Origin of the sequence: Collimonas sp. OK412, from assembly GCF_900112135.1 — a bacterium.
GTDB lineage: Bacteria > Pseudomonadota > Gammaproteobacteria > Burkholderiales > Burkholderiaceae_D > Collimonas > Collimonas rhizosphaerae.
Map to the genome: position 1 here is coordinate 369,595 of NZ_FOLC01000001.1, position 24,856 is coordinate 394,450.

Below are 24,856 nucleotides of genomic sequence, written 5' to 3' on the forward strand. Positions count from 1 at the left end.
ATACCGTGCAGAATATCAAGCGCCATTTGCCTACCGTAGCGAGCTTGCTGGTCACGTTGCTCTATCCGCTCGCGATCTGGCTCGGACACGGGCGCGTCGAACCGCGCCTGCTGGCTTTGCTGCTGGTGCTGGCCGCGGCCAGCCGCCTGCCGGCCCTGAAGCTGAACCGCAGCAGCCGCTGGTGGCTGGCGGGCGCCTTGCTGCTGGCGGCGCTGGCGATATGGAACAACGCCTTGCTGCCGTTGAAGCTGTATCCGGTGCTGGTCAACCTCGGCATGCTGGCAGTGTTTGGCTACAGCCTGTATGCGCCGCCATCGGTGATCGAGCGCATGGCGCGCCTGAGCGATCCGGCGTTGCCTGCCTACGCGGTTGCCTACACGCGCCGGGTGACCCAGGTATGGTGCGGTTTTTTTGTCATCAACGGCACGCTGGCCATGGTGACAGCGATCTGGGCTTCCGCCGCGGTCTGGTCGCTGTATAACGGCGTGCTGGCTTACGTATTGATGGGCTGCCTGTTTGGCGGCGAATACCTGGTGCGGATCGTCGTCAGGCGCCGCCACCGCCGCCTGGAACAGCAGCCGGATGGACCACATGCCTGATTCCCCCAATCTGCTGACATTGTTAAGCGAGCCGCCCGGACACTGGCAGCAGCGGCCGTTTGCATGGCGCGACAGCAAGCCGCTGAGCCATGCCTGGCTGGCCGCCCAGGTTGCCGCCTGGCGGCGTTTGCTGTCGATGCACGCGGGATCGCGTTTCGCCTTGTACGCCAGCGATGCCGCCGCCTTCGCCGGTATCCTGCTGGGCGCCTGGCAGGCCGGCAAGACAGTCTACCTGCCAGGCGATGTGCTGCCGGCTACCTGCGCCAACCTGGGCGCGCTGGTCGACGGTTACCTGGGCGACTTCCCGCCGCAATATGCGCCGTTGACCGATGCAGCGTTGACCGCTGCCGAAGCAGGCGGCGCCTGGCCGGCATTCCAGGCCCTGCAGCCGGATTTCCCCGGACTGGTGATTTATACCTCCGGCAGCACCGGCGAGCCGCAGGCAGTCCCGAAATTCCTTTCGCAGCTGGCTGCCGAGGTGGCGACCCTGGAGCTTTTGTTCGGCGGCCGGATGGGCAACGCCGATATCGTTGCGACGGTTTCGCACCAGCATATCTACGGCTTGCTGTTCAAGGTGCTGTGGCCTTTGGCTGCCGGCCGCGCGATGCATGCGCGGCAGCTTGACTACCTGGAAGAATTCCAGCCGCAGCCTGGCGCCAAGCCGGTTGTCCTGGTCTCCAGTCCCGCCCACCTGAAGCGTCTGCCGGCCGCATTTTCTGCAGGGCAGGCCGCGGTAATATGCACCATATTTTCATCCGGCGGCCCGTTGCCGCCCGCAGTGGCGGCCGCCGCCGGGCAAGCGCTGGGATCGATCCCGGTCGAGGTCTATGGCAGTTCCGAAACCGGCGGCGTGGCCTGGCGCCAGCGTGGCGCCGGCGCGGACGATAGCTGGCAAGTGATGCCGACGGTTGCCTGGCGCGTCGCCGCCGCCGACGATGTGCTTGAAATTCGTTCGCCCCATTTGCCGGATGCCGGCTGGCATGCGCTGGCCGACCAGGTGCAGGCGGTCGACCGGCAGCATTTTCGTTTGAAGGGGCGCGTCGATCGTATCGTCAAGGTCGAGGAAAAGCGCATTTCCCTGGATGCGCTGGAGCGGCAACTGACGGCGATGGCGCAGGTGGCGGATGCGCGCGTACTGCTGGTGGAACAGCCGGAATCGCAGCAGCGGCAGCGGATTGCCGCCTTCGTGGTGCTGTCGGCAGCCGGTTCGGATATCCTGGCGACGCACGGCAAGCTGGCCTTGAACCGCCTGCTGCGCGAGGGCATGGCGCATGCGGTGGAAGCGATTGCGCTGCCGCGCAGCTGGCGTTACCTGGATGCGCTGCCGGTTAACGCGCAAGGCAAGACCACCCGCGCCGATCTGCTGGCGCTGCTGGAACCGCAAGCCGGCACCGGCCTGGCCGAAGCGCCGCGCAAGCCTGTCGAGCGCTTGCTGGAGCAAGAATCCCATCGCGTGCTGATGGAGCTGACAGTGCCGGCGGATCTCCTGTATTTCAACGGCCACTTCGAGGGCGCGCCGATCTTGCCTGGCGTGGTGCAGCTCGACTGGGCAATCAGCTATGGCCGCCGCTACTTCGCTTTGGCGCCGCAATTCCTCGGCATGCTCGGCTTGAAATTCCAGCGCGTGATTACGCCGGGCATGGTGGTGCAGCTGGAGTTGCTGCACGATCCGCAAAAGAGCAGCCTGGCTTTCCGCATGTTCTCGGCGGCGGGACAGCACGCCAGCGGCCGCGTCACTTTTGGAGCAGGCCATGCCGCAAGCTGAACAGTTCAAGCCGTGCGCGGTGATCCCGGTCTATGACCACGAGCATGCCATCGGTACGGTGCTGGCGGCGGTGCTGGCGCACCAGCTGCCTTGCGTGCTGGTCGACGATGCCAGCTCGGCCCCGTGCGCGGCAGTGCTGGATGAACTGGCAAGGGCTCATCCTGGAATGGTCACCTTGCTGCGCCACGCCGTCAACCGCGGCAAGGGCGGCGCCGTGCTGACCGGCGTCCGGCACGCTGCCGCGGCTGGCTATACCCACGCATTGCAGATCGACGCCGACGGCCAGCATTGCACCGGCGATATTCCTCGTTTCCTGCAGCAAGCCGCGGCCCAGCCGCGCAGCGTGATTGCCGGCTGCCCGCAATATGACGAAAGCGTGCCGCCGGTGCGCCTGTATGCGCGTTACCTGACGCATGTCTGGGTCTGGATCAACACCTTGTCGCTGGATATCAAGGATTCGATGTGCGGATTCCGGGTCTATCCCTTGCCGTCCCTGATGCGCCTGGTACAACGCAGGAAACTGGGCGAGCGCATGGATTTCGATACCGAAGTGCTGGTGCGCCTTTATTGGGACGGCGTATCCGTCGTCAACCTGCCGACCCGGGTCACTTATCCGCTGGATGGCGTTTCGCATTTCCGGATGGGCCTCGATAACCTGCTGATCTCGCGTCTCCATGCCACCTTGTTTTTCGGCATGCTGTTGCGTGCGCCGCGCTTGCTGGGCCGGCGCCTGCGGCTGACACGGGGGCAAGCTTGAGCGCCGGCCAGCGCCATTGGGCGCAGATCAACGAAGCCGGCTTTGTGGGCGGCATGCGGCTGCTGTTCGGGATATACCGGTTTGCCGGCCGCTGGCCGTTCCGCTTCGCCCTGTATCCGGTGCTGGGCTGGTACCTGCTGAGCAAGCCGGCCGCGCGGCGCGCGTCCATGGCGTATCTGCAGCGGCTGTGCGCTTTCGATCCGGCGCTGGCCAGGCTTAACCGGATCAGGCCGGACTGGCGTGGCGTGTTCCGGCATTTTGCCGCCTTTGCCGAAAACATCCTCGACAAGATGCTGCTGTGGGGCGGCTTGTTCAAGACCGCGAACGTGGTGTCGTTCGGGCGCGAACAGATGCTGGAAAACGTCCAGGCGCAGCGCGGTGGCCTGCTGATTTGCGCGCACCTGGGCAATCTTGAACTGTGCCGGGTGCTGTCGCGCCGGCGCCAAGAGCTGCGGATTACCGTGCTGGTGCATACCAAGCACGCCCAGGCGTTTAACCGGCTGCTGGCGAAACTCGATCCTGACAGCCAGCTGAACCTGATGCAGGTCACCGAGATAACGCCCGCTACCGCGATGCTGCTGGCTGAAAAGGTAGGGCGCGGCGAATTTGTCGCGATCGCCGGCGACCGCATTCCGGTATCGCTCGCGCCGCGCGTAGCGCAAGCCCCGTTCCTGGGTGAAACTGCCGCGTTCCCGATCGGTCCCTATGTGCTGGCAAGCTTGTTGCAGTGTCCGGTCTACCTGCTGTTTTCAATGACCAAGAACGGCCATTCCGAATGTCACTTTGAACTGTTTCGAGAGTCGATCCAATTGCCGCGCAAGAGCCGCGATCAAGTCCTGCATGAATTGGCCGCAGCCTATGCGGCAAGGCTGGAGTTTTTTTGCCTGAAGGCTCCGCTGCAGTGGTTCAATTTTTACGATTTCTGGCATTTAACCGGGTACAAAGATGCTTCTCGCTGAACTGAAAAACCTGTCCGCGGCAACGCCGGGCGCGCCGCCGCAACGCACGGTCTGCTTTGACCAGGGCCGGCTGACGATCGAAGACATCGTCGACATCGCGTCGGGAGCGGCGCAGGCTACCTTGTCCGAAGCGCCGGCTTTCCGCGCGGCGATCACGCGCGGCGCCGATTTCCTGGACCGCCTGCTGCGCGAAGACGGCACCATTTATGGCGTGACGACCGGCTACGGCGATTCGTGCACCGTCAACGTCCCGGCTGAACTGATCGCTGAATTGCCGCATCATTTGTATACCTACCACGGCTGCGGCCTGGGCGAACTGTTCAACCCAGCGCAGACGCGGGCCATCATGGCGGCGCGCCTGGCGTCGCTCAGCAAAGGCTATTCCGGCGTCAGCGTCGGCCTGCTGGAACAGATTGCCCGCCTGCTCAAAGAAGACCTGCTGCCCCTGATCCCGTCCGAAGGATCGGTCGGCGCCAGCGGCGACCTGACGCCGCTGTCCTACCTGGCCGCCGTGCTGTGCGGTGAACGGGAAGTCTGGCGCGACGGCGTCACGGTCGGCGCCGCCGAGGCCCTGGCAAGCGCCGGCATCGCGCCGCTGCGCCTGCGGCCGAAAGAAGGCCTGGCGATCATGAACGGCACTGCGGTGATGACAGCCCTGGCGTGCCTGGCTTACGACCGGGCGCAGTACCTGGTGCGCATCGCCACCCGCATCACGGCCATGGCCAGTTTTGCCCTGGACGGCAATGCCCATCATTTCGATGCTGAGTTGTTTGCGGTCAAGCCGCATGCCGGCCAGCAGCAGGTGGCGGCATGGCTGCGCCAGGACTTGCCGGTGACCGACGCGCCGCGCAACCAGCAGCGTTTGCAGGATCGCTATTCGATCCGTTGTGCGCCGCATGTCATCGGCGTGCTGGCCGATGCTTTGCCATGGATGCGCGAGTCGATTGAAAACGAACTGAACAGCGCCAACGACAATCCGATCATCGATGCTGAAAACGAGCGGGTGCTGCACGGCGGCCATTTCTACGGCGGCCATATCGCATTCGCCATGGACAGCATGAAAAACGCGGTCGCCAATGTCGCCGACCTGCTCGACCGGCAGATGGCGTTGCTGGTCGACAGCCGCTACAACCACGGCCTGCCTGCCAACCTGTCCGGCGCCGAGGGCCCGCGCGCCAGCATCAACCACGGCCTGAAGGCGTTGCAGATCAGCGCCTCGGCCTGGACTGCCGAAGCGCTCAAGCAAACCATGCCGGCCTCGGTGTTTTCACGCTCCACCGAGTGCCACAACCAGGATAAGGTCAGCATGGGCACGATCGCCGCCCGCGACTGCCTGCGCGTGCTGCAATTGACCGAGCAGGTGGTGGCGGCGTTGCTGGTCAGCGTGCGGCAAGGCGTCTGGCTGCGCTGCCGGCTCGATGGCGGTGCGCAGCCGCAGCACAACCTGCAGCAGATGATGGAATTGCTTGGGGCCGATATCGCCGTGATACAGGAAGACCGCATGCTGGAACCCGATTTGCGCCGCCTGCTGGAGCGCATACGCCTCCAGCACTGGGCTTTGTACGAGTAAGGCCATGGCAAACCTGGATAAACACCGCTGGTCGGCGGAGCTGGAACTGCAAGTGCAATTCTATGATCTCGATCCGATGCAGATCGTCTGGCACGGCAACTACGTCCGATACCTGGAAGTGGCGCGCTGCGCGCTGCTGGACCAACTGGACTACAACTATCCGCAGATGCAGGCGTCCGGGTATGCCTGGCCGATCATCGACCTGCACCTGCGCTACGCCCATCCTGCGACTTTCGGGCAGCGCATCAAGGTGCGCGCCAGCATCATCGAATGGGAAAACCGGCTCCGGATCGCCTACGTGATTACCGACAGCGCCAGCGGCCAGCGGCTTTCCCGCGGCACCACCACCCAGGTGGCGGTGGAGATTGCGAGCGGTGAAATGTGCTTTGCATCGCCTCCCGTGCTATTTCAAAAATTAGGAATCGAACAGATATGAAACGAAGCCTCACTGTTGTTCTTGGCGCCGTCCTTTTGACTTGTACCGCATGGCCGGCGTTTGCCGCCGCGCCGGTGGAGAAAATCCAGGCAATGCTGGCGCGGCCGCCGGTCTTGTGCGGCCGCTTCGACCAGAGCAAGCAGCTGGTCGGCATCAAGAAACCGCTGTTGTCCAACGGCCGTTTTTGCGTGGTCAACGGCAAGGGCGTCCTGTGGCGTACCTTGCAGCCGTTCCCGAATACGCTGCGCCTGAAGCGTGACGAGATCGTGCAGATGCAGGGCGGCCGGGTTGCGATGCGCATGGACGCCAAGCAGGAGCCGGTGGTGAGGATGATCAACAGTGTGCTGTTTTCATTGCTGGCGGGCGATCTCAGCCAGCTGGAAACCCTGTTTGAGCTGGATGGCAGCGTCCAGGGCAATAGCTGGAAGGTCGCGCTGAAGGCGCGCGAGCCGGCGCTGGCCAAGGCGATCGGTACGCTGGCCTTGACTGGCGGCGCATACGTCAAGACCGTGAGCATCGACGAAGCCAGCGGCGATCATACCGAAATCAGTTTTTCCGCGCTGCAGAGCGGCAGCGGCGCCATGAGCGCTGAAGAAGGGGCGGCATTTGAGTAATCCCAGCCATGGCGGCAGCGCCGGCTGGGCCAGGCGCGCGGCGCTGGCATGGGCGCTGGCGGTGGCCTTGCTGCTGGCGCATGGCGGCTACCTGTGGCTGGTCAAGGGCGTGGTGCCGGATACCGACATCATGGCCTTGCTGCCGGTGGAGCAGCGCGACCCGGTGCTGCAGCAGGCGTTCACCCACATGGTCGACGCTGCCCAGCAACGGCTGATCGTGCTGGTCGGCGCAGACGACTGGGAACATGCCCGCGCAGCCGCCGATGCCTATGGCGCGGTGCTGGCCAGGCAGCCGGCGTTGCTGCAGAGCGGGGTCCAGCTGTCGGCGCAGAACCAGCAAGACTGGCTGGCGCCGTCGCAGCAGATGCGGCTCAGCCTGCTGACGCCGGCGCAGCAGGAAGCGCTGCACCGGCAGCCGTCCAAGTATTGGATCGACACCGCCTTGCAGCAACTGTACAGCCCATTCTCCGGCCCCAAGCTGGGCGCATGGCAAGACGATCCCTTCGGCTTGTTTGCCGGCTGGGTGCAGGCGCGCGCGCAAGAAACGCCGGTGCGTCCGCGCGACGGCTACCTGTTCGTGGAAGGCAAGGGGCGTCCTTACATCGTGCTGCTGATGAACTTGCGGCAGCCGGCATTCTCGATGGCGACCCAGCAGGCGTTATTGCCGCTGCTGGAGCAGGCCGCCGCCGCCGCCCGCGAGGCCGTGCCGGCGGTCGAGCTGGTCAGTGCCGGGGTGGTGTTGCACGCCGGCGCCGGCAGCGCCCAGGCCAGCCGGGAAATGTCGACCATCGGCATCGGTTCGCTGCTCGGCGTCATCCTGCTGATGTGGCTGACCTTCCGTTCCTTGCGGCCGATTGCGCTGATCGTGCTGTCGATAGGCATCGGCTGCCTGGCGTCGTTTTCCCTGTGCTGGATGATTTTCGGACAAGTGCATTTGCTGACCCTGGTGTTCGGCGCCAGCCTGATCGGCGTGGCCCAGGATTACGGGATTTATTTCCTGTGCAGCCGCGTCGCCGCCGGCCAGTCGCTAGGGTCGTGGCAGCTGCTGCGGCGCCTGATGCCAGGCTTGATGCTGACCTTGGCCGCAGCAGTGATCGGTTATGTCGGCCTGGCGCTGACGCCGTTTCCAGGCTTGCGGCAGATGGCCGTATTCTCGGTGCTGGGCCTGCTGTTTGCCTGGCTGACGGTGGTTTTCTGGTTTCCGTCCCTGGTAACCGCGCATACCTTGCAGAGTTCCGCCTTTGCCGGCTGGTTCGGCCAGACCCGGCGCCATTGGCCGTTGCTGCGCTTGAATCGCGGGTCTGCGCTGGCGGTGCTGCTGTTCGGCATTTTTGCCGTGGCCGGCATGATGCGCCTGACGGTGAACGACGATATCCGCTCCCTGCAGACGCCGCCAAAAGCGCTGCTGGCGGACCAGATCAAGCTGGGCAAACTGCTCGATGCGCCAACGCCGGTGCAGTTCTACCTGGTGCGCGGCGCCAGCGCGGAACAGGTATTGCAGCGCGAGGAAAGATTGAAACAGCGCCTGGAACCCTTGATTGCCAAGCATGCCATCAGCGGCTACCAGGCGATGTCCAACTGGATACCTTCGATGCAGGAACAAGCGGCGAACCGGGCCCTGGTTGCGCAAGCCCTGCTTGCTGCCGACGGTCCCTTGAAGGCGTTGGCCGCGCAGCTGGGCGAAGACGGCAGCTGGGTTGCGCAAATGCGCGATCGGGCGCTGAGCGCAGCGGCAAGCGCCAACGGCGGCCGCGATCTGACGCCGGCTGAGTTCCTGAAGAGCGCTGCCAGCGAGCCTTCGCGCCATCTTTGGCTGGGAGAAGTAGAGGGCGCGCAAGGCCGCGTCTATGCCAGCATCGTGGCGTTGCGCGGGCTGGACAATTACGGCAACCTGCCGCTCCTGAAACAGGCCGCCGAGCAGCTGGAGGGCGTGTCGTGGGTCGACAAGGTGAGTGAAATATCGTCGGTCCTGGGCTACTACCGGCAATATATGGGATGGGTGCTGCTAGGCGCGTATGCGGCGATCTTCCTGCTGCTGTTTACCCGTTATCGCAGCGCTGCCTGGCGCGTGCTGACGCCGCCGGCGGTCGCCAGCATCGCAACCCTGGCCGCGCTTGGCTTGCTGGGACAGCCCTTGCAATTGTTCCATGTACTGGCGCTGATGCTGATTCTCGGCCTGGGCGTCGACTATGGCATTTTCTTGCAGGAACAAAGCATGCAGCGCGAACGCTTCGCCTGGCTCACGGTCGGCCTGTCGGCCGCCAGCGCCTTGCTGTCGTTCGGCTTGCTGGCCTTGTCGGCGACGCCGCCGCTGCATGCGTTCGGATTCACGATGCTGATCGGCATTGCGGTCGTTTGGCTGATCGCCCCTTGTTTTAGCCACGATTCACAACAGGAAATAGAAAATGCAGACAAGAATTGAACAATGCGATGTCCTGGTGATCGGCGCCGGCCCGGCAGGTTCAGTGGCGGCAGCCTTGCTGCTCAAGCAAGGGCGGCAGGTGCTGGTGCTGGAGCGGGAACAGTTCCCGCGTTTCAGCATAGGCGAGAGCCTGCTGCCGCAAAGCATGGAATACCTGCAACAGGCGGGCATGCTGCAAGCCGTGGTGGAAGCGGGATTCCAGTACAAGAACGGCGCCGCGTTCGTGCGCGGAGAGCGCTATACCGATTTCGACTTCCGCGACAAGCACTCCGCGGGCTGGGGCACCACCTATCAGGTGCAGCGCGCCCAGTTTGACCAGGTGCTGGCCGACGAAGCAGAGCGCCAGGGCGTCCAGGTGCGTTACCGGCACACTGTCACGGCGTTTGACGGCGCTGCCGAAAAGCCGCGCGTCACCGTACGCGATGCGGAGGGTTCGGAATATACTGTGGAAGCAGGTTTTGTACTGGACGCCAGCGGTTTCGGCCGGGTGCTGTCGCGCCTGCTGCAGCTGGAGTCGCCATCGAATTTCCCGGTGCGCGGCGCCATTTTCACCCACATCGAAGATGGCATCGCCGTGCCTGGTTTCGACCGCAACAAGATCCGCATCACGGTGCATCCTGAACATTGCGATGTCTGGTACTGGCTGATTCCTTTTGCCGGCGGCCGTTGTTCGATCGGCGTGGTGGCGGAAACCGCGTTCCTGGAACAATTCAAAGGCAGCGAGACCGAACGCCTGCAGGCGCTGGTGATGCAGGATCCGGCATCGCGCGCCTTGCTGGGGAGCGCCGCCTGGGATACGCCGGCACGCCAGATCGTCGGTTATTCTTCCAACGTCAGGTCCTTGTGGGGCAAGGGTTACGCCTTGCTCGGCAACGCCGGGGAATTCCTGGATCCGGTGTTTTCGTCCGGCGTCACGATCGCGCTGAAGTCGGCCAGCCTGGCTGCCGCCGCCTTGCAGCGCCAGTTCGCAGGTGAAACGGTCGACTGGGAAAGCGAATATGCGATACCGTTGAAAAAAGGCGTCGATACTTTCCGTACCTTTGTCGATTCCTGGTATTCGGGCGGTTTCCAAAAAGTCATTTTTTATGAAAAACAACAGCCGGAAGTGCGCCGCATGATTGCCGCCATCCTGGCCGGCTATGCCTGGGACGACAGCAATCCGTATGCAAAGGAAAGCAAGCGGCGCCTGAAGGCTCTGGAGGAAATATGCAGTTGAATCTGGCTTGCCGCAGCGGCTGGCTGCGTTTGGGTTTGTCGGCCTGCCTGCTGGCGCTTGCCGCCTGCACGACTGCACCGGCCACGCAAGCGCCGGCGCGGCTGGGGCTGAAGCTGGCGCCGGCGTCCCTGGGCGCCGATATCAGCTTGCAGCAGCATTTGACGGTAGAGCGCCATGGCCGCGTCGACCAGCTTGACGCCGCGCTGGAAGTCGACCGGCAGCAGTTCAGCATGGTTGGACTGGTGCTTGGCCAGCGCGTGCTGAGCATGAATTATGATGGCAAGACGTTGCAGTCCTGGCGCCATCCCATGCTGCCATCCCAGGTGCGGGTGGAGGATGTGATGGAAGATACGCAATTGACGTTGTGGCCGCTGGCGGCGATCCGCGAGGCGTTGCCGCCGGGCTGGCAGATCGAACAGCAAGGATTGCGGCGCACGCTGTCGCTGCAGGGAGAGCCGGTCATGGTGATCGACTACAGCGCGCCGACGCCATGGGACGGTAAAGTGGAATTGAATAACCTGCGCTATCACTACCACCTGACGATCGAGTCGGTCAGCGATGCTGCCGCTCCTGCTGCTTCTTTGCCAACTGCAACGCCATAAACATGTTTTATCTTAATCAACTCGGCATGGTGTGTCCGCTTGGCGAAAGCCACGCGGAGATCAGCCGCCGCCTGTTCGCCGGCGACAGCGGCGTCGCCATGACCAGCAACTATTCGCCGGGTCGGGAGCTGGCGCTGGGCTGCGTCGAGAGCGCGCTGCCCGATATCAGCGCGCTGCCGCCGGGCCAGCGCAGCCGCAACAACCAGCTGGCCCTGGCGGCGCTGGCGCAGATCCGGCCGCAAGTGGATGCCGCCATCCGGCAATTTGGCGCGGATCGGATAGCGATTGTGCTTGGCACCAGTACATCCGGGATCGCGCAGAGCGAAGCGGCGTTTCGCTATCGTTTGCAAAATGCAGGATTCCCCGCCGATTTTGCTTACGAGCAGCAAGAAATGGCATCGCCGGCCGCTACCCTGGCATCGGTGCTGGGCGTGACCGGGCCCGCTTATGTGCATTCCAGCGCCTGCGCATCGAGCAGCAAGGCGATGGCTAGCGCCGCCCGCCTGATCGGGATGGGGCTGTGCGACGCGGTGCTGACCGGCGGCGTCGATTCGCTGTGCGCATTTACCGTGGCCGGCTTCGGCGCCCTGGAATCGGTCAGCGCAACGCGCTGCAACCCGTTCAGCGCCAATCGCAACGGCATCAATATCGGCGAGGGCGCAGCCCTGTTTTTAATGAGCAAGGTAGAGGCCGCCGTGAGCCTGCGCGGCTGGGGTGAATCTTCCGACGGTTATCATATTTCAGCGCCGGATCCGTCCGGTGCCGGCGCCCGCGGCGCGATCGAACAAGCCTTGGCGCGCGCCGGCGTGAGCCCGCGGCAAATCGATTACATCAACCTGCATGGCACGGCCACCATGCAGAACGATGCCATGGAAGGCCGCGTGATCGCCGCAATGTTTGCCGACCATGTGGCGCTCAGTTCGACCAAGCCGTTTACCGGGCATGCGCTGGGGGCCGCCGGCGCGGTGGAGGCGGGTTTATGCTGGCTGGCGATGCAGGACAACAACCCGCAGGGCGAGCTGCCGCCGCATTTGTGGGACGGCGCCGGCGATCCCCGCCTGCCGCAGCTGAACCTGCAGCCGGTCGGCGCGCGCCTCGGACATCCGTTGCGTTGGGCGTTGAGTAACTCTTTCGCATTTGGCGGCGCCAATGCAAGTTTGCTGCTGGGGCGTGAATGATGGATCAGCCGAGCGTGATGGAGTCCCTGGATATCCGCCGTTTTTTACCGCATTCCGGCGCCATGGTGCTGCTGGACCGGTTGCTGGAAGCCGGGACGGAAGAGTTGCTGGCGGAGGTGACGATCCGTCAGGACAGCCTGTTTTGCGACGGGCAGGGCGTGCCGGCCTGGGTCGGCGTCGAATATATGGCGCAGGCGATTGCCGCCTATGCCGGGTATGCCGCACAGCTGCGCGGCGAAGCGGTCAAAATCGGCTTCTTGCTGGGTACGCGGCGCTATGAAGCCGGCTGCCCCGGTTTTGCCGTCGGCAGCGTGCTGCAAGTCCATGTGCAAAGGCTGCTGCAGGCCGACAATGGGATAGGATCGTTCGAATGCCGCATCCATGCCGCCGGGCAGCAGCTGGCCAGCGCTACCATTACCGTGTTCCAGCCGGCTGACGCGGCTGTTTTTCTTGAGGGAAGTACTGAATGATGTTGGAAACAAGCTTGGCATCGAACCCGGCAGCGCCGGCTGCCCGCCCGAACCAGAGCGTGCTGGTCACAGGCTCCAGCCGTGGCATCGGCAAGGCGATTGCATTGCGGCTGGCGCGCGAGGGCTACGATATCGTCTTGCATTGCCACCAGCAGCGCGCGGCAGCCGACGCCGTTGCGCAAGCGGTGCGGGAGCTGGGCGTGCAAGCGCGCGTCCTGCAATTCGACATAGGCGACCGCCAGGCGAGCGCCGCTACCTTGCTGGCGGATGTCGAGCAGCACGGCTGTTATTACGGCGTGGTATGCAACGCCGGGGTGGCGCGCGACAATGCGTTTCCTGCCATGCCGGGCGAGGATTGGGACCTGGTGCTGAAGACCAACCTGGACGGTTTCTACAATGTGCTCAATCCGCTGGTGATGCCGATGGTGCAACGGCGCGCGCCTGGCCGCATCGTCACCCTGGCGTCGGTGTCGGGATTGATCGGCAACCGCGGCCAGGTCAACTACAGCGCCGCCAAGGCGGGCATCATCGGCGCCACCAAGGCGCTGGCGATCGAACTGGCCAAGCGCAACATCACGGTCAATTGCGTCGCTCCCGGCCTGATCGATACCGACATGCTCAGCGAGGTGCCGCTGGACGAGGCGCTCAAGCTGATTCCGGCGCGCCGGGTCGGCAAGCCGGAAGAGGTAGCGGCGACGGTGGCCTTCCTGATGCATGCCGATGCTGCGTACATTACGCGCCAGGTGATTTCGGTCAACGGAGGCATGGCATGACGCGCACGCTGACAGAGCGGCGGGTAGTGGTGACCGGCATGGCCGGCATCAGCCCGATCGGCAACGACTGGGACGCCATCCGCAGCCACCTCGGCAGCTATCGCAACGCCATCGTGCGGATGGACGAGTGGGCCGGTTACGATGGCTTGAACACCCAGCTGGCGGCGCCGGCCGCTGAATTCAGCTTGTCCGAGCGCTATACCCGCAAGACCATGCGCAGCATGGGACGGGTCGCCTTGATGGCGACCCGCGCCAGCGAACTGGCGCTGGCCGATGCCGGCCTGCTTGACGATCCGGTGCTGAAAAGCGGCGCCTGCGGCGTGGCCTACGGTTCGTCCGCCGGCACGCCGAAGGCGATCGGCGATTTCGGCAGGATGATGGACGAACGCAGCACGCGCGGCATCAACGCCACCACCTACATCAAGATGATGGCGCACACGGCGCCGGTCAACATCGGTGTGTTCTTCGGCATCACCGGGCGCGTGATCACGACGTCCAGCGCCTGCACTTCCGGCAGCCAGGGCATCGGCTACGCCTATGAAGCGATCCGCAGCGGCCGCCAGGCCATCATGGTCGCCGGCGGCGCCGAGGAACTGTGCGCCACCGAAGCGGCGGTATTTGACACCCTGTTCGCCACCAGCGTGCGCAACGACACGCCGGCCTTGACGCCGAGCCCGTTCGACAGCAGCCGCGACGGCCTGGTGATCGGCGAGGGCGCCGGCAGCCTGATCCTGGAAGATTTCGAGCATGCACGCGCCAGGGGCGCCAAGATGTACGCCGAAGTCGTCGGCTTCGGCACCAACAGCGACGGTTGCCACGTCACCCATCCGAACGCCGACACCATGCAGGTGGCGATGACGCTGGCGCTGGCCGACGCCGGTTTGCCTGCAAGCGCGATCGGCTATATCAATGCCCACGGCACCGGCACCGAGCAGGGCGATATCGCCGAGTCGCATGCCACCGCCGCCGTATTCGGCCGGCAGGTGGCGATCAGTTCGCTGAAGAGTTATACCGGCCACACCCTGGGGGCATGCGGCGCGCTGGAGGCTTGGATGGCTATCGAAATGATGCGCTCCGGCTGGTTTGCGCCGACCATCAACTTGAAGCAGCTCGATCCGCTGTGCGCAGAGCTGGACTACATCGTCGACCAGGGCCGCAGCTTGCAGTGCGACTATGTGATGTCGAACAATTTTGCGTTTGGCGGCATCAATACATCATTGATATTCAAGCGCCTGGACTAGCATCGCCGATGCCGTCCGCCGTCATCCTGCTGCACGACGCGAATCACCTGGCGGACGATCAGCGCGATCGCTTTCTTGCCTGCCTGAGCGAGGCGGAGCTGTTGCGTTACCGGCGTTTTGTGCGGCCTGTACGCCAGCGCGAATTTTTGCTGGGACGGATATTGTTGCGCTTCGCCGCCGCGCACCTGGCTGGAGCCGCATTTGATGCCGTGCAGGTTACCGAGCGTAAAAGCCAGGCGCCCTTGATACGGCTGCCGGCGGCTGTGGCTCCCCATTTCAGCTTGTCGCACAGTCGCGGCTGGGTCGCCTGCGCGGCCAGCATCGATACGGCGCTCGGCCTCGACATAGAGATGCTGGATCCCGGCCGCAACGTCGACGCCATTGGCCGCGCCGCTTTTTCCGCCGCGGAGAGCAACTGGTTATCCAGCCGTGCCGCGCAAGATAAAGTGGCGGATTTCTACGCCTTGTGGAGCAGCAAAGAGGCTCTCTTCAAACTCATGTCGAGCCAGGGCAGCGAGGCGCCATTGCCTGAGCAGGTGGCCGCCGGCATGCGCTTGCGGTCGGGGCCGGCATGGCACGCGCGCACCTGGGTGCAGCATGGCCTGGCGATTGCCCTGTGCAGCCGCGATCGTTTGTATCCGGTGCGGCGGATTTGCCTGAGCGGGGCAAGCCCGGCAGCCTGGCTGCAGCAACTGAACGGCAGTTAATTCCCTGGGCGGTTTCCTGCCCGACGGCGCGGCTCCTTGCCCACGCATGGCCATATTTGGCTACTCAAAAAAACAACACAGTGTTGATCATTGCAAAATCACATTCTTTTTATGGACGAAGTTTTATAAGAGTGTTAAGTTTTGCGCCTTGACAACTTTCCGAATTGAAATGTCAATTCGAAGATGGTCAGCAGGCGAGGTGGATTGCCGTTGAAAACATCAATCAGGCATTCAGCTATTTCATATTATCGATTGCCCCTAGGGGGAAGTTTGGAGAAGCAATTGAAACAAATCAGAGTGATTCCGGTATTGGCCGCTGCTGCATTGCTGTCAGCGCTGGCCGGCTGTGCAACCGAAACGTCCAATGCGCTGCCGGTGCAGAAGGTAGAGACAGCCAACAAGCCCTACAATGGCGCGCGCACCCAGATTGCGGTGGGCAAGTTTGACAACCGCTCCAGCTACATGCGCGGCATATTTTCCGATGGCGTCGACCGCCTTGGAGGACAGGCCAAGACCATTCTGATCACGCATCTCCAGCAGACCAATCGTTTTAGTGTCCTGGACCGGGACAACATGGAAGAGATCAAGCAAGAGGCCGCGCTGAAGAAGCAGGCCCAGGCCTTGAAGGGCGCCGATTTTGTCGTCACCGGCGACGTCACCGAATTCGGCCGCAAGGAAGTCGGCGACCAGCAGCTGTTCGGCATCCTCGGCCGCGGCAAGACGCAGACTGCCTATGCCAAGGTGAACCTGAACATCGTCAACATCAAGACTTCCGAGGTGGTGTTCTCCACCCAGGGAGCGGGCGAATACAATCTGGCCGCGCGCGAGATCATCGGGTTTGGCGGCACCGCGAGCTACGATTCCACGCTGAACGGCAAAGTGCTCGACCTGGCGATGCGTGAAGCCATCAATAACCTGGTCGCCGCAATCGATTCCGGCGCTTGGCAGCCGACTAAATAACAATAACCCGGAACACGTCAACTATCATGAAGAACAAATTTGCAAAACGGCATGTCCTGCCATTTGCGCTGACGGCCTGCGCCCTGCTGGCGGGCTGCCAGACCGCACCTAAACCGCTTTATCAGTGGGAAAGTTATCAGCCGCAAGTCTACGAATACTTCAAGGGGGAGGCTTCGGTAGAACAGGTGACGGCTCTGGAGCGCGACCTGCAGAAAATCCGTGCGGCAGGAAACATGCCGCCGCCGGGCTACCACGCCCAGCTGGGCATGCTGTATGCCAGCCTGGGGAAAGAGGAGCAAGTGGTCCAGGAGTTCCAGACAGAGAAAGAACTGTTTCCGGAATCATCGGCTTACATGGATTTCCTGATGCGAAAATTCAAAAAATAAGAGGATAGACATGTTAGAGAAGATTCTGAAATCATTTGTTTGCCTGTCGCTGGCAGTCCTGGCCGCAGGGTGTGCCGCGCCGGTCAAGCAGCTTGACTACACGGCGTTCAAGCAAAGCCGCCCTAAGAGCATCCTGATCTTGCCGCCGTTGAATGAGTCGCCGGATGTCAAGGCGACCTACAGCATGCTGTCGCAAATGAGCTATCCCTTGGCTGAAGCCGGTTATTACGTGCTGCCGGTGGCATTGGTCGATGAGACGCTCAAGCAAAACGGCATGACTGCCGCTGACGACATCCATGCCATAGCACCGGCCAAGCTGCAGGAAATCTTCGGCGCCGATGCGGCGCTGTACGTCACCGTCAGCAAGTATGGTTCGGTCTATACGGTGATCAACAGCGCTGTCGTGGTAACCGCCAACGCCAAGCTGATTGATTTGAAAAGCGGCGAATTGCTGTGGTCCGGCAGCGCTAGCGCTTCCAGCGCCGAAGCAAACAATAACAGCGGGGGTGGGCTGATCGGAGCGTTGGTTGCGGCGGCCGTCAACCAGATCGTCAATAGCGTTTCTGACAGGGGCCACGACATTGCAGCCCTGACCAGCCAGCGCCTGCTGTCGACGCGCCAGCCTAACGGCATCCTGTACGGTCCGCATTCACCGAAATACGGCACCGACTGATGCAGCTTGTGCCCATGCCGCGGTTTGGCATGGGTGTTGGTTGCCCAATATCCCGATTATCCAGCCAGCGGTTTTTTAGTTACTCAGAGTTTCTTCAGGCGCTTCGCATTGGCGGTTGCGCGCGCATGGATCGGCTGCAGGCCGGTTTGCGCAATGTGCGCCAGCGAGGTATTCAACTGCGACACGGCTTCCGCCGAGTTGCGCATGGTGTCGTGCGCCAGCTTGCTCTGGCGATGTCCAGACTGATGCAGCGTGCTGCTGCTAGCCACCGACAACAGGTTGGCGGTGCCGTCCAGCATGTGCTGGATCGCCAGCCGGGCCACTTCCTGGTGCAAGCTCATCATGCGGATCGCCATGGCATGTGCGGACTCGGCTGCGGCTTCCATTTTTTCCTGGCTCATCAGGCTGAATTCATGACGGTCGCTCTGGCTTGGCGCCGGTCCGGCCAGGGCCATGCGGGCGGTGCGATGCCCAATTACCTCAGCCGAGGCATTCATCATTTCCCCGGTTTTGAACAGCAGGTCGGTCCAGGCGCTCAAAGGACTGGCGACGACGGTGTTGCGGACTCGGTACGATTTCATTGTGACTCCTTAGGCCTAAATAGCCTTGATAGCGCTAACAATACCTCTTTTTAAGCATTCACTGTGGCTTTTATGTGGCGGCGCAACATAATGTTGCAATTGCCTTGTTTGCATAGGGGAATGGCAACTAAAACACCGGTCAAAGTGTCTTTAAACGGCACTTCGGTAAAATTCCAAAATCTTCATAAATGAGTAACATTGCTTCGGGTAAAATCCAGTTATGAAAATTTTGATCAGCAACGACGATGGTTACCTGGCGCCGGGTATCATCGCCTTGGCGGATGTGCTGGCGCCGATAGCCGAAATCGTGGTGGTGGCCCCGGACAGCAACCGTTCCGGCTCTTCCAATTCGCTGACCCTGGACCGGCCCTTATCCGTGCAGCGCGCCGAAAACGGATTCTATTTTGTCAATGGGACGCCATCCGACTGTGTGCACATTGCCTTGACCGGCTTGCTCAATTTTCGGCCGGACCTGATCGTATCCGGCATTAACCAGGGCCAGAACATGGGCGACGACACCCTGTATTCCGGCACGGTGGCGGCTGCCACCGAAGGCTTCCTGTTCGGCATTCCCGCCATCGCTTTTTCGCAACTGCACAAAGGCTGGGACGAGCTGGAGACGGCGGCCATGGTGGCGCGGGAGATCGTCGAGCGCCGCTTCGCCAACCTGCCGCAGCCTTACCTGCTGAACGTGAATATTCCCAACCTGCCTTACGACCAGCTGAAACCGATCATGGCGACCCGCCTGGGCAAGCGGCATGAATCGGAGGCGGTCATCAAGGACAAGGATCCGCACGGCCGCGACATCTACTGGATCGGGCCGCCCGGCGCGGCGCGCGATGCCGGCGAGGGCACCGATTTCCATGCGACGGCCAACGGCCACGTCTCGATTACTCCCTTGCAGATAGACCTGACCCATGCGGCGCAACTGGCTGCGCTGAGGAAAGATTTGTCATGACCGACAAGGCCAAGCGTTTTCCGCTGACGCTGTCGTCGCTTGCGGACAAGAAGAAGCCCGGCACCGACCAGAATAAACGCAGCGTCGCGACGCCGCAGACGGCAACAAAAAATGCCGCCTGGGAAAACTCCCGGCCGACGCCGCGGACTGCCGCCGGCACGCCGCCCGCAGCACCGGCAAGCAAGGCGATGGCACGGCCGGCGCAGACCGCAAGCCATGTCGACCGCTCGGGTTCGATGGTTTCCGACGGGGTGCGCAAAGCCATGGTGGAGCGGGTCGCCAGGCAAGGCGTCAGCGACGCCAAGGTGCTGGCCGCGATGGCGGCCGTGCCGCGCCACATGTTCATGGAGCCGGGCATGTCGAGCCAGGCATACATCGACGCCTCGCTGCCGATCGGCCACCACCAGACCATTTCGCAGCCTTACATCGTGGCGCGCATGATCGAAATCATGCGCGACAACCAGCAAGGCGGGGTCTTGAACCGCGTGCTGGAAATCGGCACCGGCTGCGGTTACCAGGCAGCGGTGCTGTCCCTGGTTGCGAAGGAAGTCTATTCGATAGAACGGATCAAGCCCTTGCACGAACTGGCAAGAAGCAACTTGCGTCCGCTGCGGATTGCCAACATCCGTTTGCATTACGGAGATGGTATGCTTGGGCTGCCGCAGGTGGCGCCGTTCGACGGTATCATCCTGGCAGCAGCCGGCCTCGAAGTACCGCAAGCCTTACTGGACCAGATGACGATCGGCGGCCGCCTGGTGGCCCCGGTCGGCGCCCGTCACCAGGTACTGCAGCTCATCCAGCGTACAAGTAAATTTGATTGGACCAGCACCACTCTGGAAGACTGTCATTTTGTGCCTTTGCGTGCCGGAACGGTTTGAGCGGCGACGGTCAAAATGCATTGACGAATGAATTGACGAATAATCAGCGACCATGTCGCATATACATAATTAATGTAATGAGAATGAAGAAAACACGCTTTATAGCTTTGGGATTAATGGTAGGTACACTGGCCGCCTGTACCACTCCGCGCACTCCGGCGCCGGTAGTCGAACGTCGGCCAGGCGGCAGCGGTGCGGTAGCTACCGCGGCTGCGCCGGAAACACCGCGGGCCGCTGAAGGAGGCGGTACTTATACAGTGAAGCAGGGCGACACCTTGTACCGGATCGCGCTTGAATTCGGCCAGAGCTATCGCGATATCGTGGCCTGGAACAAGCTGGACAACGCCAACGACATCAAGGTTGGCCAGGTGCTGCGGGTGCAGCCTCCGGGTAGCGGTTCCGGTTCGGCCGGGGGCGCCCAGACCGGCAGCGTAGCTTCCGGTTCGGGGGTGGAGGTGCGTTCTCTGGGATCCGCGCCGTCGGCAGCGGCTGCCGCCAGCGGCGGCAACAAGAGCGGACCGCGCGGCGACAAGCGCCCGTATTCCGACAGCGCATTGGCTGAGCTGCAAAAGCCCGATGCCGGGCCGTCCAGCGAGACGCCGAAACCGGCGCCGACGCCGGCCGTGGCGGCGCCTGCCACTGCCGCAGCTGCCGGTGGCGCAGCCTCGACAGCCGCGCCGGCATCCGGCGACGAAGACAAGGTGGACTGGATGTGGCCGGCGGAAGGCAAGCAGGTAGGCGCTTTCGACCAGGGCAAGAAAGGCATCGATATCGCGGGCAAAGCCGGACAGGCCGTGGTCGCCGCGGCCGGCGGCAAGATAATGTATGCCGGCAGCGGCATCCGCGGCTACGGTAATTTGGTTATCATCAAACATACCAGCAACTTGTTGTCCGCTTACGCGCATAATAAGAGCATCCTGGTAAAAGAGGGGCAGACGGTGAGCAAGGGCCAGAAAATTGCCGAAATGGGTAATTCGGACAGCGATGCGGTCAAGCTGCATTTCGAAATCCGCCAGCAAGGCAAACCTGTGGATCCATCGAAATTCTTACCTAGTCGATAAATGAGCAAACGGCCGACAGATCATCAGGATGACGAGCTTGACGATGCATCGGAGCAGATTGCCGATGACGGGCAAGATGATGTTGATGCTGTCGCCGCCGAACCGGACGTCGACGACGAAGTCGTGGTCGACGGCGTGGTGGTGGTGGTCGATGGCGTCGAGGAGCTCAAGAAAGTCCTTGCCGCCGAGCTGTCGACCGACACCACGCAGCACTACCTGAACCAGATCGGCACCCGGCCGCTGCTGTCGGTGACCGAAGAAGTGCATTTCGCCACCCTGGCGAAACAAGGCAATTTTGAAGCCCGGCAGAAAATGATCGAGCACAACCTGCGGCTGGTGGTCTCGATTGCGAAGCACTATATCAACCGCGGCGTCGCCTTGCTCGATTTGATCGAGGAAGGCAACCTGGGCCTGATGCGGGCGATCGACAAGTTCGAGCCGGAACGCGGTTTCCGTTTCTCTACCTACGCTACCTGGTGGATACGCCAAAGCATCGAGCGCGCCATCATGAACCAGGCGCGCACCGTGCGTTTGCCGGTGCACATGGTGCGCGAGCTGAACCAGATCCTGCGCGCCAAATACCATCTGGAAGCACAGCACCACGATGGCAAGGACGCCAGCGCCGAAGACATCGCCCACCTGGTGGACCGGCCGGTGGAGGATGTGCAGGATGTGCTGGCCCTGTCCGAACACGCGGCATCGCTGGATGCGCCGCTGGACCAGGATCCGCTGGCCAGCTTGATGGACCTGCTGCCGAGCGCGACCGAGGAAAATCCCGATTCGCGCGCCGAACAGCAGGAAATGTCGATCCTGGTCCGGGTCTGGCTGGAAAAGCTGACCGATAAGCAGCGCAACGTCATCATGCGCCGCTTCGGCCTGGACAACGACGATCCGTCGACGCTGGAAGAGCTGGCGGCCGAAATCGGCGTCACCCGCGAGCGGGTGCGGCAGATCCAGCAGGAAGCGTTGCTCAAGCTGAAACGCTTGCTGGGCGCCAAAGGCGTCGGCAAAGACTCCTTTCTTTAAACCTGCCCGGCCTAGCAGCCTGTCGGACTTAGGATGATCGGCTGCAAAAATACCTGGGCGGACCATATTTCACCGGCTTCTTGGTCAATAGCTAGGCTATTGACACTGCGAATCCGGCAAAATCTGTCCTCGCCCAGCTATTTTTTCGCTTCGACCCCCTAAGTCCGACAGGCTGCTAGCGCTATAATCTCGCACCATTTTCTTTCTGCTGTCGCCCCTGGCGACGAATAACTGCTTCCTATGCAACAAGATACTATCGACATCAAATCCCTCGACATGGATGCGCGCGGCATCGGCCACCTGCAAAATGAAGACGGCACCCAGGGCAAGGTCATTTTTGTAGAGGGCGCCTTGCCGGGCGAGCGCGTGAGTTTTGTGTCGTATCGCAAGAAGCCGAAATGGGAAGCGGCCACCATGACCGCCTTGCACAAGGAATCGGTGTTGCGGGTGAAGCCGCAATGCCCGGTATTCGGCATGTGCGGCGGCTGCGCCATGCAGCACCTTGAGCCGACGGCGCAGGTGGCGATCAAGCAGCGTGTGCTGGAAGACAACCTGTGGCATATCGGCAAGGTTAAGGCGGAATCCATGCTGCGGCCGATTTACGGGCCGACCTGGGGCTATCGCTACCGCGCCCGCATTTCGGTGCGCAACGTACCTAAAAAGGGCGGGGTGCTGGTCGGTTTCCATGAACGGAAATCGTCTTTCATCACCGACATGAAAACCTGCGAAATATTGCCGCCGAATGTATCAGCGATGCTGGTGCCGCTGCGCCACCTGATTGCGTCGCTGAGCCTGATTGACCAGATCCCGCAAATTGAACTGGCGATAGGCGAGGGGCCGCAGGGCAAAGTGACGGCGCTGGTGCTGCGCATCATGGCGACGCCGACGGCGGACGACGAAATCAAATTGAAGGCATTCGCCGACCAATACAGTGTGAACTGGTGGCTGCAAACCGCGGGCCCGGACAGCGCCTATCCGTTTTATCCGGAGCAGGGCGAGCTGTACTATACCTTGCCCGAATTCGGTGTGCGCATGCCGTTCAAGCCCACCGATTTCACCCAGGTGAACCATCAGATCAACCGGGTGCTGGTGGCGCGCGCCTTGCGTTTGCTGGATGTGCAGCCGGGCGAACGGGTCGCCGACCTGTTCTGCGGCCTGGGAAATTTCACGCTGCCGTTGGCGACGCAGGCGCAGCAGGTGGTCGGGATCGAAGGCAGCCAGGCGCTGATCAACCGTGCCGGCGAGAATGCCGCGGTCAACCAGCTGTCGGCCAAAACTACTTTTTATTGCCGCAATCTGTTTGAAGCGAGTCCGGAGGATTTTGTTGCGCTGGGCAAATTCGACCGCATGCTGATCGATCCGCCGCGCGACGGTGCAGCGGCAGTGTGCGAAGCGATCGTTGGCCTGGCGGCAATCGATCCGGCGTTGATGCCGAAGCGGATCGTGTACGTTTCGTGCAATCCGTCGACTCTGGCGCGCGACGCCGGTTTGCTGATCGCCGGCGGCTATCGCCTGAGCCAGGCCGGGGTGGTGAACATGTTCCCGCATACCGCGCATGTGGAATCGATCGCGGTGTTCGATTTGCCTTGATGCGACTCGCTCGGCAATAAAAAACCGGCCTTTTGGCCGGTTTTTTATTGCATGCAGCATTACTTAGTTTCGATTGCCGCCGAAGATTCCCAGCAGGGACAGCAGGTTGACAAAAATGTTATAGACATCCAGGTACAGGCTCAGCGTTGCCGAGATGTAATTGGTTTCGCCGCCATTGATGATGCGTTGCACGTCGTACAGGATGTAGGCCGAGAAAATCGCGATGGCGATCACCGATACCGCCAGGTAGAGCGCCGGGATCTGCAGGAAGACATTGGCCAGCGAGGCCAGCAGCAGCACCACGACACCGGCAAACAGCCATTTCCCCATGTTCGAGAAATCGCGCTTGCTGACCGTAGCGATGCTTGCCATGACGACAAATACGCTGGCGGTGCCGCCGAAAGCCATCATGATCAGCGAGGCGCCGTTCGAGAAGCCGACCAGCGTATGGCCGATCAGGCGCGACAGCATCAGGCCCATGAAGAAAGTAAAGCCGAGCAGGAGCAGCACGCCCCAGCCGGAGTTCTTGGTCTTTTCAATTGCATAGAAGAAACCAAACGCTACGGCCATGAAGGCCATGAAGCCGATCAGCGGACTTTTTCCGAAGAAGCTGAAGTCCATCTGTACCCCCAGCCAGGCGCCGGCAATCGTCGGCAGCATGGACAGGGCCAGCAGCCAGTACGTGTTGCGCAGCACGCGGTGCTGTACGCTCAGCGCGGTGCTGCCGGGAGAGTAGGTCGGTTGCAGGTTCGGGTTCATCAGGGACTCCTTTGGAAATTGCAAAAGTATTAAACTGTTGCGATCATAGCATCTACTTCAGCATCATTACATGAGACAACAACGCCGCAAAGTGGTTCTCAAGCCTTTTTTAAGGGATTTCTATGGCATGCGGCTTGCGTTTTGGCTGGTTTTGACGATTCTACATGGGTGTTTCGTGTTAAAATCAAAGGTTGATTGAACTATTAACCAGTCATTTAAATAAGCAGCTTAACCCTTTCATTTTATTGGAGTTTTTCAGATGGCAATTGAACGCACCCTGTCGATTATCAAACCGGACGCAGTGGCAAAGAACGTAATCGGTCAGATTTACACCCGTTTTGAAAACGCTGGCCTGAAAATCGTTGCTGCCCGCATGACGCACCTGTCGCGCGCAGAAGCAGAAGGTTTCTACGCGGTTCACCGCGAGCGTCCTTTCTTCAAGGACCTGGTCGACTTCATGATCTCCGGCCCAGTGATGATCCAAGCGCTGGAAGGCGAAAACGCAGTACTGAAGCACCGCGACCTGATGGGCGCAACCGATCCCAAGAAGGCAGAAAAAGGCACCATCCGTGCTGACTTCGCTGACTCGATCGATGCCAACGCAGTGCACGGTTCGGACGCAGTGGAAGCGGCGAAAGTTGAAATCGCTTATTTCTTCCCAGCGTAATTGTTTTA

General features: G+C 61.8%; 26 protein-coding genes. 24 read left to right on the forward strand and 2 right to left on the reverse strand.

Annotated features, from left to right (window positions below; genetic code table 11):
* The first annotated feature begins 5 nt into the window (after positions 1–5).
* From BM062_RS01595 to BM062_RS01680, 18 genes are all read left to right on the forward strand, one after another.
* Complete coding sequence (locus BM062_RS01595; RefSeq protein WP_092392364.1) at positions 6–599, forward strand: COG4648 family protein; 594 nt, start codon at positions 6–8, stop codon at positions 597–599.
* A complete protein-coding gene (locus BM062_RS01600) occupies positions 592–2,364 on the forward strand; it encodes an ApeI family dehydratase (RefSeq protein ID WP_254784855.1) in 1,773 nt (590 codons plus the stop codon). Before BM062_RS01595 ends, BM062_RS01600 begins: the two co-directional genes overlap by 8 nt.
* Positions 2,351–3,121, forward strand: coding sequence for a glycosyltransferase family 2 protein (locus tag BM062_RS01605; protein WP_092392367.1), 771 nt, complete (start codon positions 2,351–2,353; stop codon positions 3,119–3,121). Before BM062_RS01600 ends, BM062_RS01605 begins: the two co-directional genes overlap by 14 nt.
* A complete protein-coding gene (locus tag BM062_RS01610) occupies positions 3,118–4,080 on the forward strand; it encodes an LpxL/LpxP family acyltransferase (RefSeq protein WP_092392369.1) in 963 nt (320 codons plus the stop codon). The genes BM062_RS01605 and BM062_RS01610 overlap by 4 nt, the downstream gene beginning before the upstream one ends.
* Positions 4,067–5,650 carry an HAL/PAL/TAL family ammonia-lyase gene (gene hutH, locus BM062_RS01615; RefSeq protein ID WP_092392371.1) on the forward strand — a complete coding sequence of 528 codons (1,584 nt, stop codon included), beginning with the start codon at positions 4,067–4,069 and terminating at the stop codon, positions 5,648–5,650. Before BM062_RS01610 ends, hutH begins: the two co-directional genes overlap by 14 nt.
* Before the next feature lie 4 nt (positions 5,651–5,654).
* A complete protein-coding gene (locus tag BM062_RS01620; RefSeq protein WP_092392373.1) occupies positions 5,655–6,086 on the forward strand; it encodes an acyl-CoA thioesterase in 432 nt (143 codons plus the stop codon).
* The gene (locus BM062_RS01625; protein WP_092392375.1) at positions 6,083–6,700 is read left to right on the forward strand and encodes an outer membrane lipoprotein carrier protein LolA; all 618 of its coding nucleotides are present in this window, start codon (positions 6,083–6,085) and stop codon (positions 6,698–6,700) included. Before BM062_RS01620 ends, BM062_RS01625 begins: the two co-directional genes overlap by 4 nt.
* Positions 6,693–9,122, forward strand: coding sequence for an MMPL family transporter (locus BM062_RS01630; RefSeq protein ID WP_092392377.1), 2,430 nt, complete (start codon positions 6,693–6,695; stop codon positions 9,120–9,122). The genes BM062_RS01625 and BM062_RS01630 overlap by 8 nt, the downstream gene beginning before the upstream one ends.
* Positions 9,106–10,338, forward strand: a complete 1,233-nt coding sequence (locus BM062_RS01635) for an NAD(P)/FAD-dependent oxidoreductase (protein WP_092392379.1) — start codon at positions 9,106–9,108, stop codon at positions 10,336–10,338. Before BM062_RS01630 ends, BM062_RS01635 begins: the two co-directional genes overlap by 17 nt.
* A complete protein-coding gene (locus tag BM062_RS01640) occupies positions 10,329–10,940 on the forward strand; it encodes a DUF3261 domain-containing protein (protein ID WP_092392381.1) in 612 nt (203 codons plus the stop codon). The genes BM062_RS01635 and BM062_RS01640 overlap by 10 nt, the downstream gene beginning before the upstream one ends.
* 2 nt (positions 10,941–10,942) lie before the next feature.
* Complete coding sequence (locus tag BM062_RS01645) at positions 10,943–12,118, forward strand: beta-ketoacyl-ACP synthase (RefSeq protein WP_092392383.1); 1,176 nt, start codon at positions 10,943–10,945, stop codon at positions 12,116–12,118.
* Positions 12,115–12,588 (forward strand): hotdog family protein, encoded by a 474-nt coding sequence (locus BM062_RS01650; protein ID WP_092392385.1) that lies wholly within the window; start codon positions 12,115–12,117, stop codon positions 12,586–12,588. Before BM062_RS01645 ends, BM062_RS01650 begins: the two co-directional genes overlap by 4 nt.
* Positions 12,585–13,361, forward strand: coding sequence for a 3-ketoacyl-ACP reductase FabG2 (locus BM062_RS01655; RefSeq protein WP_092392387.1), 777 nt, complete (start codon positions 12,585–12,587; stop codon positions 13,359–13,361). Before BM062_RS01650 ends, BM062_RS01655 begins: the two co-directional genes overlap by 4 nt.
* Positions 13,358–14,602, forward strand: a complete 1,245-nt coding sequence (locus tag BM062_RS01660; RefSeq protein ID WP_092392389.1) for a beta-ketoacyl-ACP synthase — start codon at positions 13,358–13,360, stop codon at positions 14,600–14,602. The genes BM062_RS01655 and BM062_RS01660 overlap by 4 nt, the downstream gene beginning before the upstream one ends.
* 8 nt (positions 14,603–14,610) lie before the next feature.
* On the forward strand, positions 14,611–15,309 hold the full coding sequence (locus BM062_RS01665) for a 4'-phosphopantetheinyl transferase family protein (RefSeq protein ID WP_092392391.1): 699 nt from the start codon (positions 14,611–14,613) through the stop codon (positions 15,307–15,309).
* 282 nt (positions 15,310–15,591) lie between these two features.
* Positions 15,592–16,269, forward strand: a complete 678-nt coding sequence (locus BM062_RS01670) for a CsgG/HfaB family protein (RefSeq protein WP_254784856.1) — start codon at positions 15,592–15,594, stop codon at positions 16,267–16,269.
* Between the two features lie 26 nt (positions 16,270–16,295).
* Positions 16,296–16,655, forward strand: coding sequence for a DUF4810 domain-containing protein (locus BM062_RS01675; RefSeq protein ID WP_092392395.1), 360 nt, complete (start codon positions 16,296–16,298; stop codon positions 16,653–16,655).
* Positions 16,656–16,665: 10 nt separating this feature from the next.
* A complete protein-coding gene (locus tag BM062_RS01680; RefSeq protein ID WP_092392397.1) occupies positions 16,666–17,328 on the forward strand; it encodes a DUF799 domain-containing protein in 663 nt (220 codons plus the stop codon).
* A gap of 83 nt (positions 17,329–17,411) precedes the next feature.
* Here BM062_RS01680 and BM062_RS01685 read toward each other — a convergent pair whose 3' ends face one another.
* Positions 17,412–17,909 carry a polyhydroxyalkanoate granule-associated phasin gene (locus tag BM062_RS01685; protein ID WP_092392399.1) on the reverse strand — a complete coding sequence of 166 codons (498 nt, stop codon included), beginning with the start codon at positions 17,907–17,909 and terminating at the stop codon, positions 17,412–17,414.
* Between the two features lie 220 nt (positions 17,910–18,129).
* Between BM062_RS01685 and surE the strand changes: the two genes are divergently transcribed.
* The 5 genes from surE to rlmD all read left to right on the forward strand — a co-directional run bounded on the left by surE (position 18,130) and on the right by rlmD (position 23,422).
* Positions 18,130–18,867 (forward strand): 5'/3'-nucleotidase SurE, encoded by a 738-nt coding sequence (gene surE, locus BM062_RS01690; protein ID WP_092392401.1) that lies wholly within the window; start codon positions 18,130–18,132, stop codon positions 18,865–18,867.
* Positions 18,864–19,745, forward strand: coding sequence for a protein-L-isoaspartate(D-aspartate) O-methyltransferase (locus tag BM062_RS01695; protein WP_092392403.1), 882 nt, complete (start codon positions 18,864–18,866; stop codon positions 19,743–19,745). Before surE ends, BM062_RS01695 begins: the two co-directional genes overlap by 4 nt.
* A gap of 83 nt (positions 19,746–19,828) precedes the next feature.
* A complete protein-coding gene (locus tag BM062_RS01700; RefSeq protein WP_092392405.1) occupies positions 19,829–20,806 on the forward strand; it encodes a peptidoglycan DD-metalloendopeptidase family protein in 978 nt (325 codons plus the stop codon).
* Positions 20,807–21,832, forward strand: a complete 1,026-nt coding sequence (gene rpoS, locus BM062_RS01705) for an RNA polymerase sigma factor RpoS (protein ID WP_092392407.1) — start codon at positions 20,807–20,809, stop codon at positions 21,830–21,832. It begins immediately after the preceding gene.
* A 240-nt stretch (positions 21,833–22,072) separates the two neighbouring features.
* A complete protein-coding gene (gene rlmD, locus BM062_RS01710; protein ID WP_092392409.1) occupies positions 22,073–23,422 on the forward strand; it encodes a 23S rRNA (uracil(1939)-C(5))-methyltransferase RlmD in 1,350 nt (449 codons plus the stop codon).
* Between the two features lie 63 nt (positions 23,423–23,485).
* On the opposite strand, the gene BM062_RS01715 is transcribed toward rlmD, so the two are convergent.
* Complete coding sequence (locus BM062_RS01715; RefSeq protein ID WP_092392411.1) at positions 23,486–24,181, reverse strand: Bax inhibitor-1/YccA family protein; 696 nt, start codon at positions 24,179–24,181, stop codon at positions 23,486–23,488.
* 259 nt (positions 24,182–24,440) lie between these two features.
* Here BM062_RS01715 and ndk point away from each other — a divergent pair, with 259 nt between their 5' ends.
* Complete coding sequence (ndk, locus tag BM062_RS01720) at positions 24,441–24,848, forward strand: nucleoside-diphosphate kinase (RefSeq protein WP_014005898.1); 408 nt, start codon at positions 24,441–24,443, stop codon at positions 24,846–24,848.
* Positions 24,849–24,856 lie beyond the last annotated feature (8 nt).

Bases quoted from the DNA above. Each gene is read 5' to 3' on its own strand.
- BM062_RS01620 (WP_092392373.1), top strand. From the start codon at position 5,655: ATGGCAAACCTGGATAAACACCGCTGGTCGGCGGAGCTGGAACTGCAA.
- BM062_RS01675 (WP_092392395.1), top strand. From the start codon at position 16,296: ATGAAGAACAAATTTGCAAAACGGCATGTCCTGCCATTTGCGCTGACG.
- rpoS (WP_092392407.1), top strand. From the start codon at position 20,807: ATGAGCAAACGGCCGACAGATCATCAGGATGACGAGCTTGACGATGCA.
- surE (WP_092392401.1), top strand. From the start codon at position 18,130: ATGAAAATTTTGATCAGCAACGACGATGGTTACCTGGCGCCGGGTATC.
- BM062_RS01665 (WP_092392391.1), top strand. From the start codon at position 14,611: ATGCCGTCCGCCGTCATCCTGCTGCACGACGCGAATCACCTGGCGGAC.
- BM062_RS01695 (WP_092392403.1), top strand. From the start codon at position 18,864: ATGACCGACAAGGCCAAGCGTTTTCCGCTGACGCTGTCGTCGCTTGCG.
- BM062_RS01680 (WP_092392397.1), top strand. From the start codon at position 16,666: ATGTTAGAGAAGATTCTGAAATCATTTGTTTGCCTGTCGCTGGCAGTC.
- BM062_RS01600 (WP_254784855.1), top strand. From the start codon at position 592: ATGCCTGATTCCCCCAATCTGCTGACATTGTTAAGCGAGCCGCCCGGA.
- ndk (WP_014005898.1), top strand. From the start codon at position 24,441: ATGGCAATTGAACGCACCCTGTCGATTATCAAACCGGACGCAGTGGCA.
- BM062_RS01645 (WP_092392383.1), top strand. From the start codon at position 10,943: ATGTTTTATCTTAATCAACTCGGCATGGTGTGTCCGCTTGGCGAAAGC.
- BM062_RS01640 (WP_092392381.1), top strand. From the start codon at position 10,329: ATGCAGTTGAATCTGGCTTGCCGCAGCGGCTGGCTGCGTTTGGGTTTG.
- rlmD (WP_092392409.1), top strand. From the start codon at position 22,073: ATGCAACAAGATACTATCGACATCAAATCCCTCGACATGGATGCGCGC.
- BM062_RS01650 (WP_092392385.1), top strand. From the start codon at position 12,115: ATGATGGATCAGCCGAGCGTGATGGAGTCCCTGGATATCCGCCGTTTT.
- hutH (WP_092392371.1), top strand. From the start codon at position 4,067: ATGCTTCTCGCTGAACTGAAAAACCTGTCCGCGGCAACGCCGGGCGCG.
- BM062_RS01685 (WP_092392399.1), bottom strand. From the start codon at position 17,909: ATGAAATCGTACCGAGTCCGCAACACCGTCGTCGCCAGTCCTTTGAGC.
- BM062_RS01605 (WP_092392367.1), top strand. From the start codon at position 2,351: ATGCCGCAAGCTGAACAGTTCAAGCCGTGCGCGGTGATCCCGGTCTAT.
- BM062_RS01625 (WP_092392375.1), top strand. From the start codon at position 6,083: ATGAAACGAAGCCTCACTGTTGTTCTTGGCGCCGTCCTTTTGACTTGT.
- BM062_RS01700 (WP_092392405.1), top strand. From the start codon at position 19,829: ATGAAGAAAACACGCTTTATAGCTTTGGGATTAATGGTAGGTACACTG.
- BM062_RS01715 (WP_092392411.1), bottom strand. From the start codon at position 24,181: ATGAACCCGAACCTGCAACCGACCTACTCTCCCGGCAGCACCGCGCTG.
- BM062_RS01635 (WP_092392379.1), top strand. From the start codon at position 9,106: ATGCAGACAAGAATTGAACAATGCGATGTCCTGGTGATCGGCGCCGGC.
- BM062_RS01655 (WP_092392387.1), top strand. From the start codon at position 12,585: ATGATGTTGGAAACAAGCTTGGCATCGAACCCGGCAGCGCCGGCTGCC.
- BM062_RS01660 (WP_092392389.1), top strand. From the start codon at position 13,358: ATGACGCGCACGCTGACAGAGCGGCGGGTAGTGGTGACCGGCATGGCC.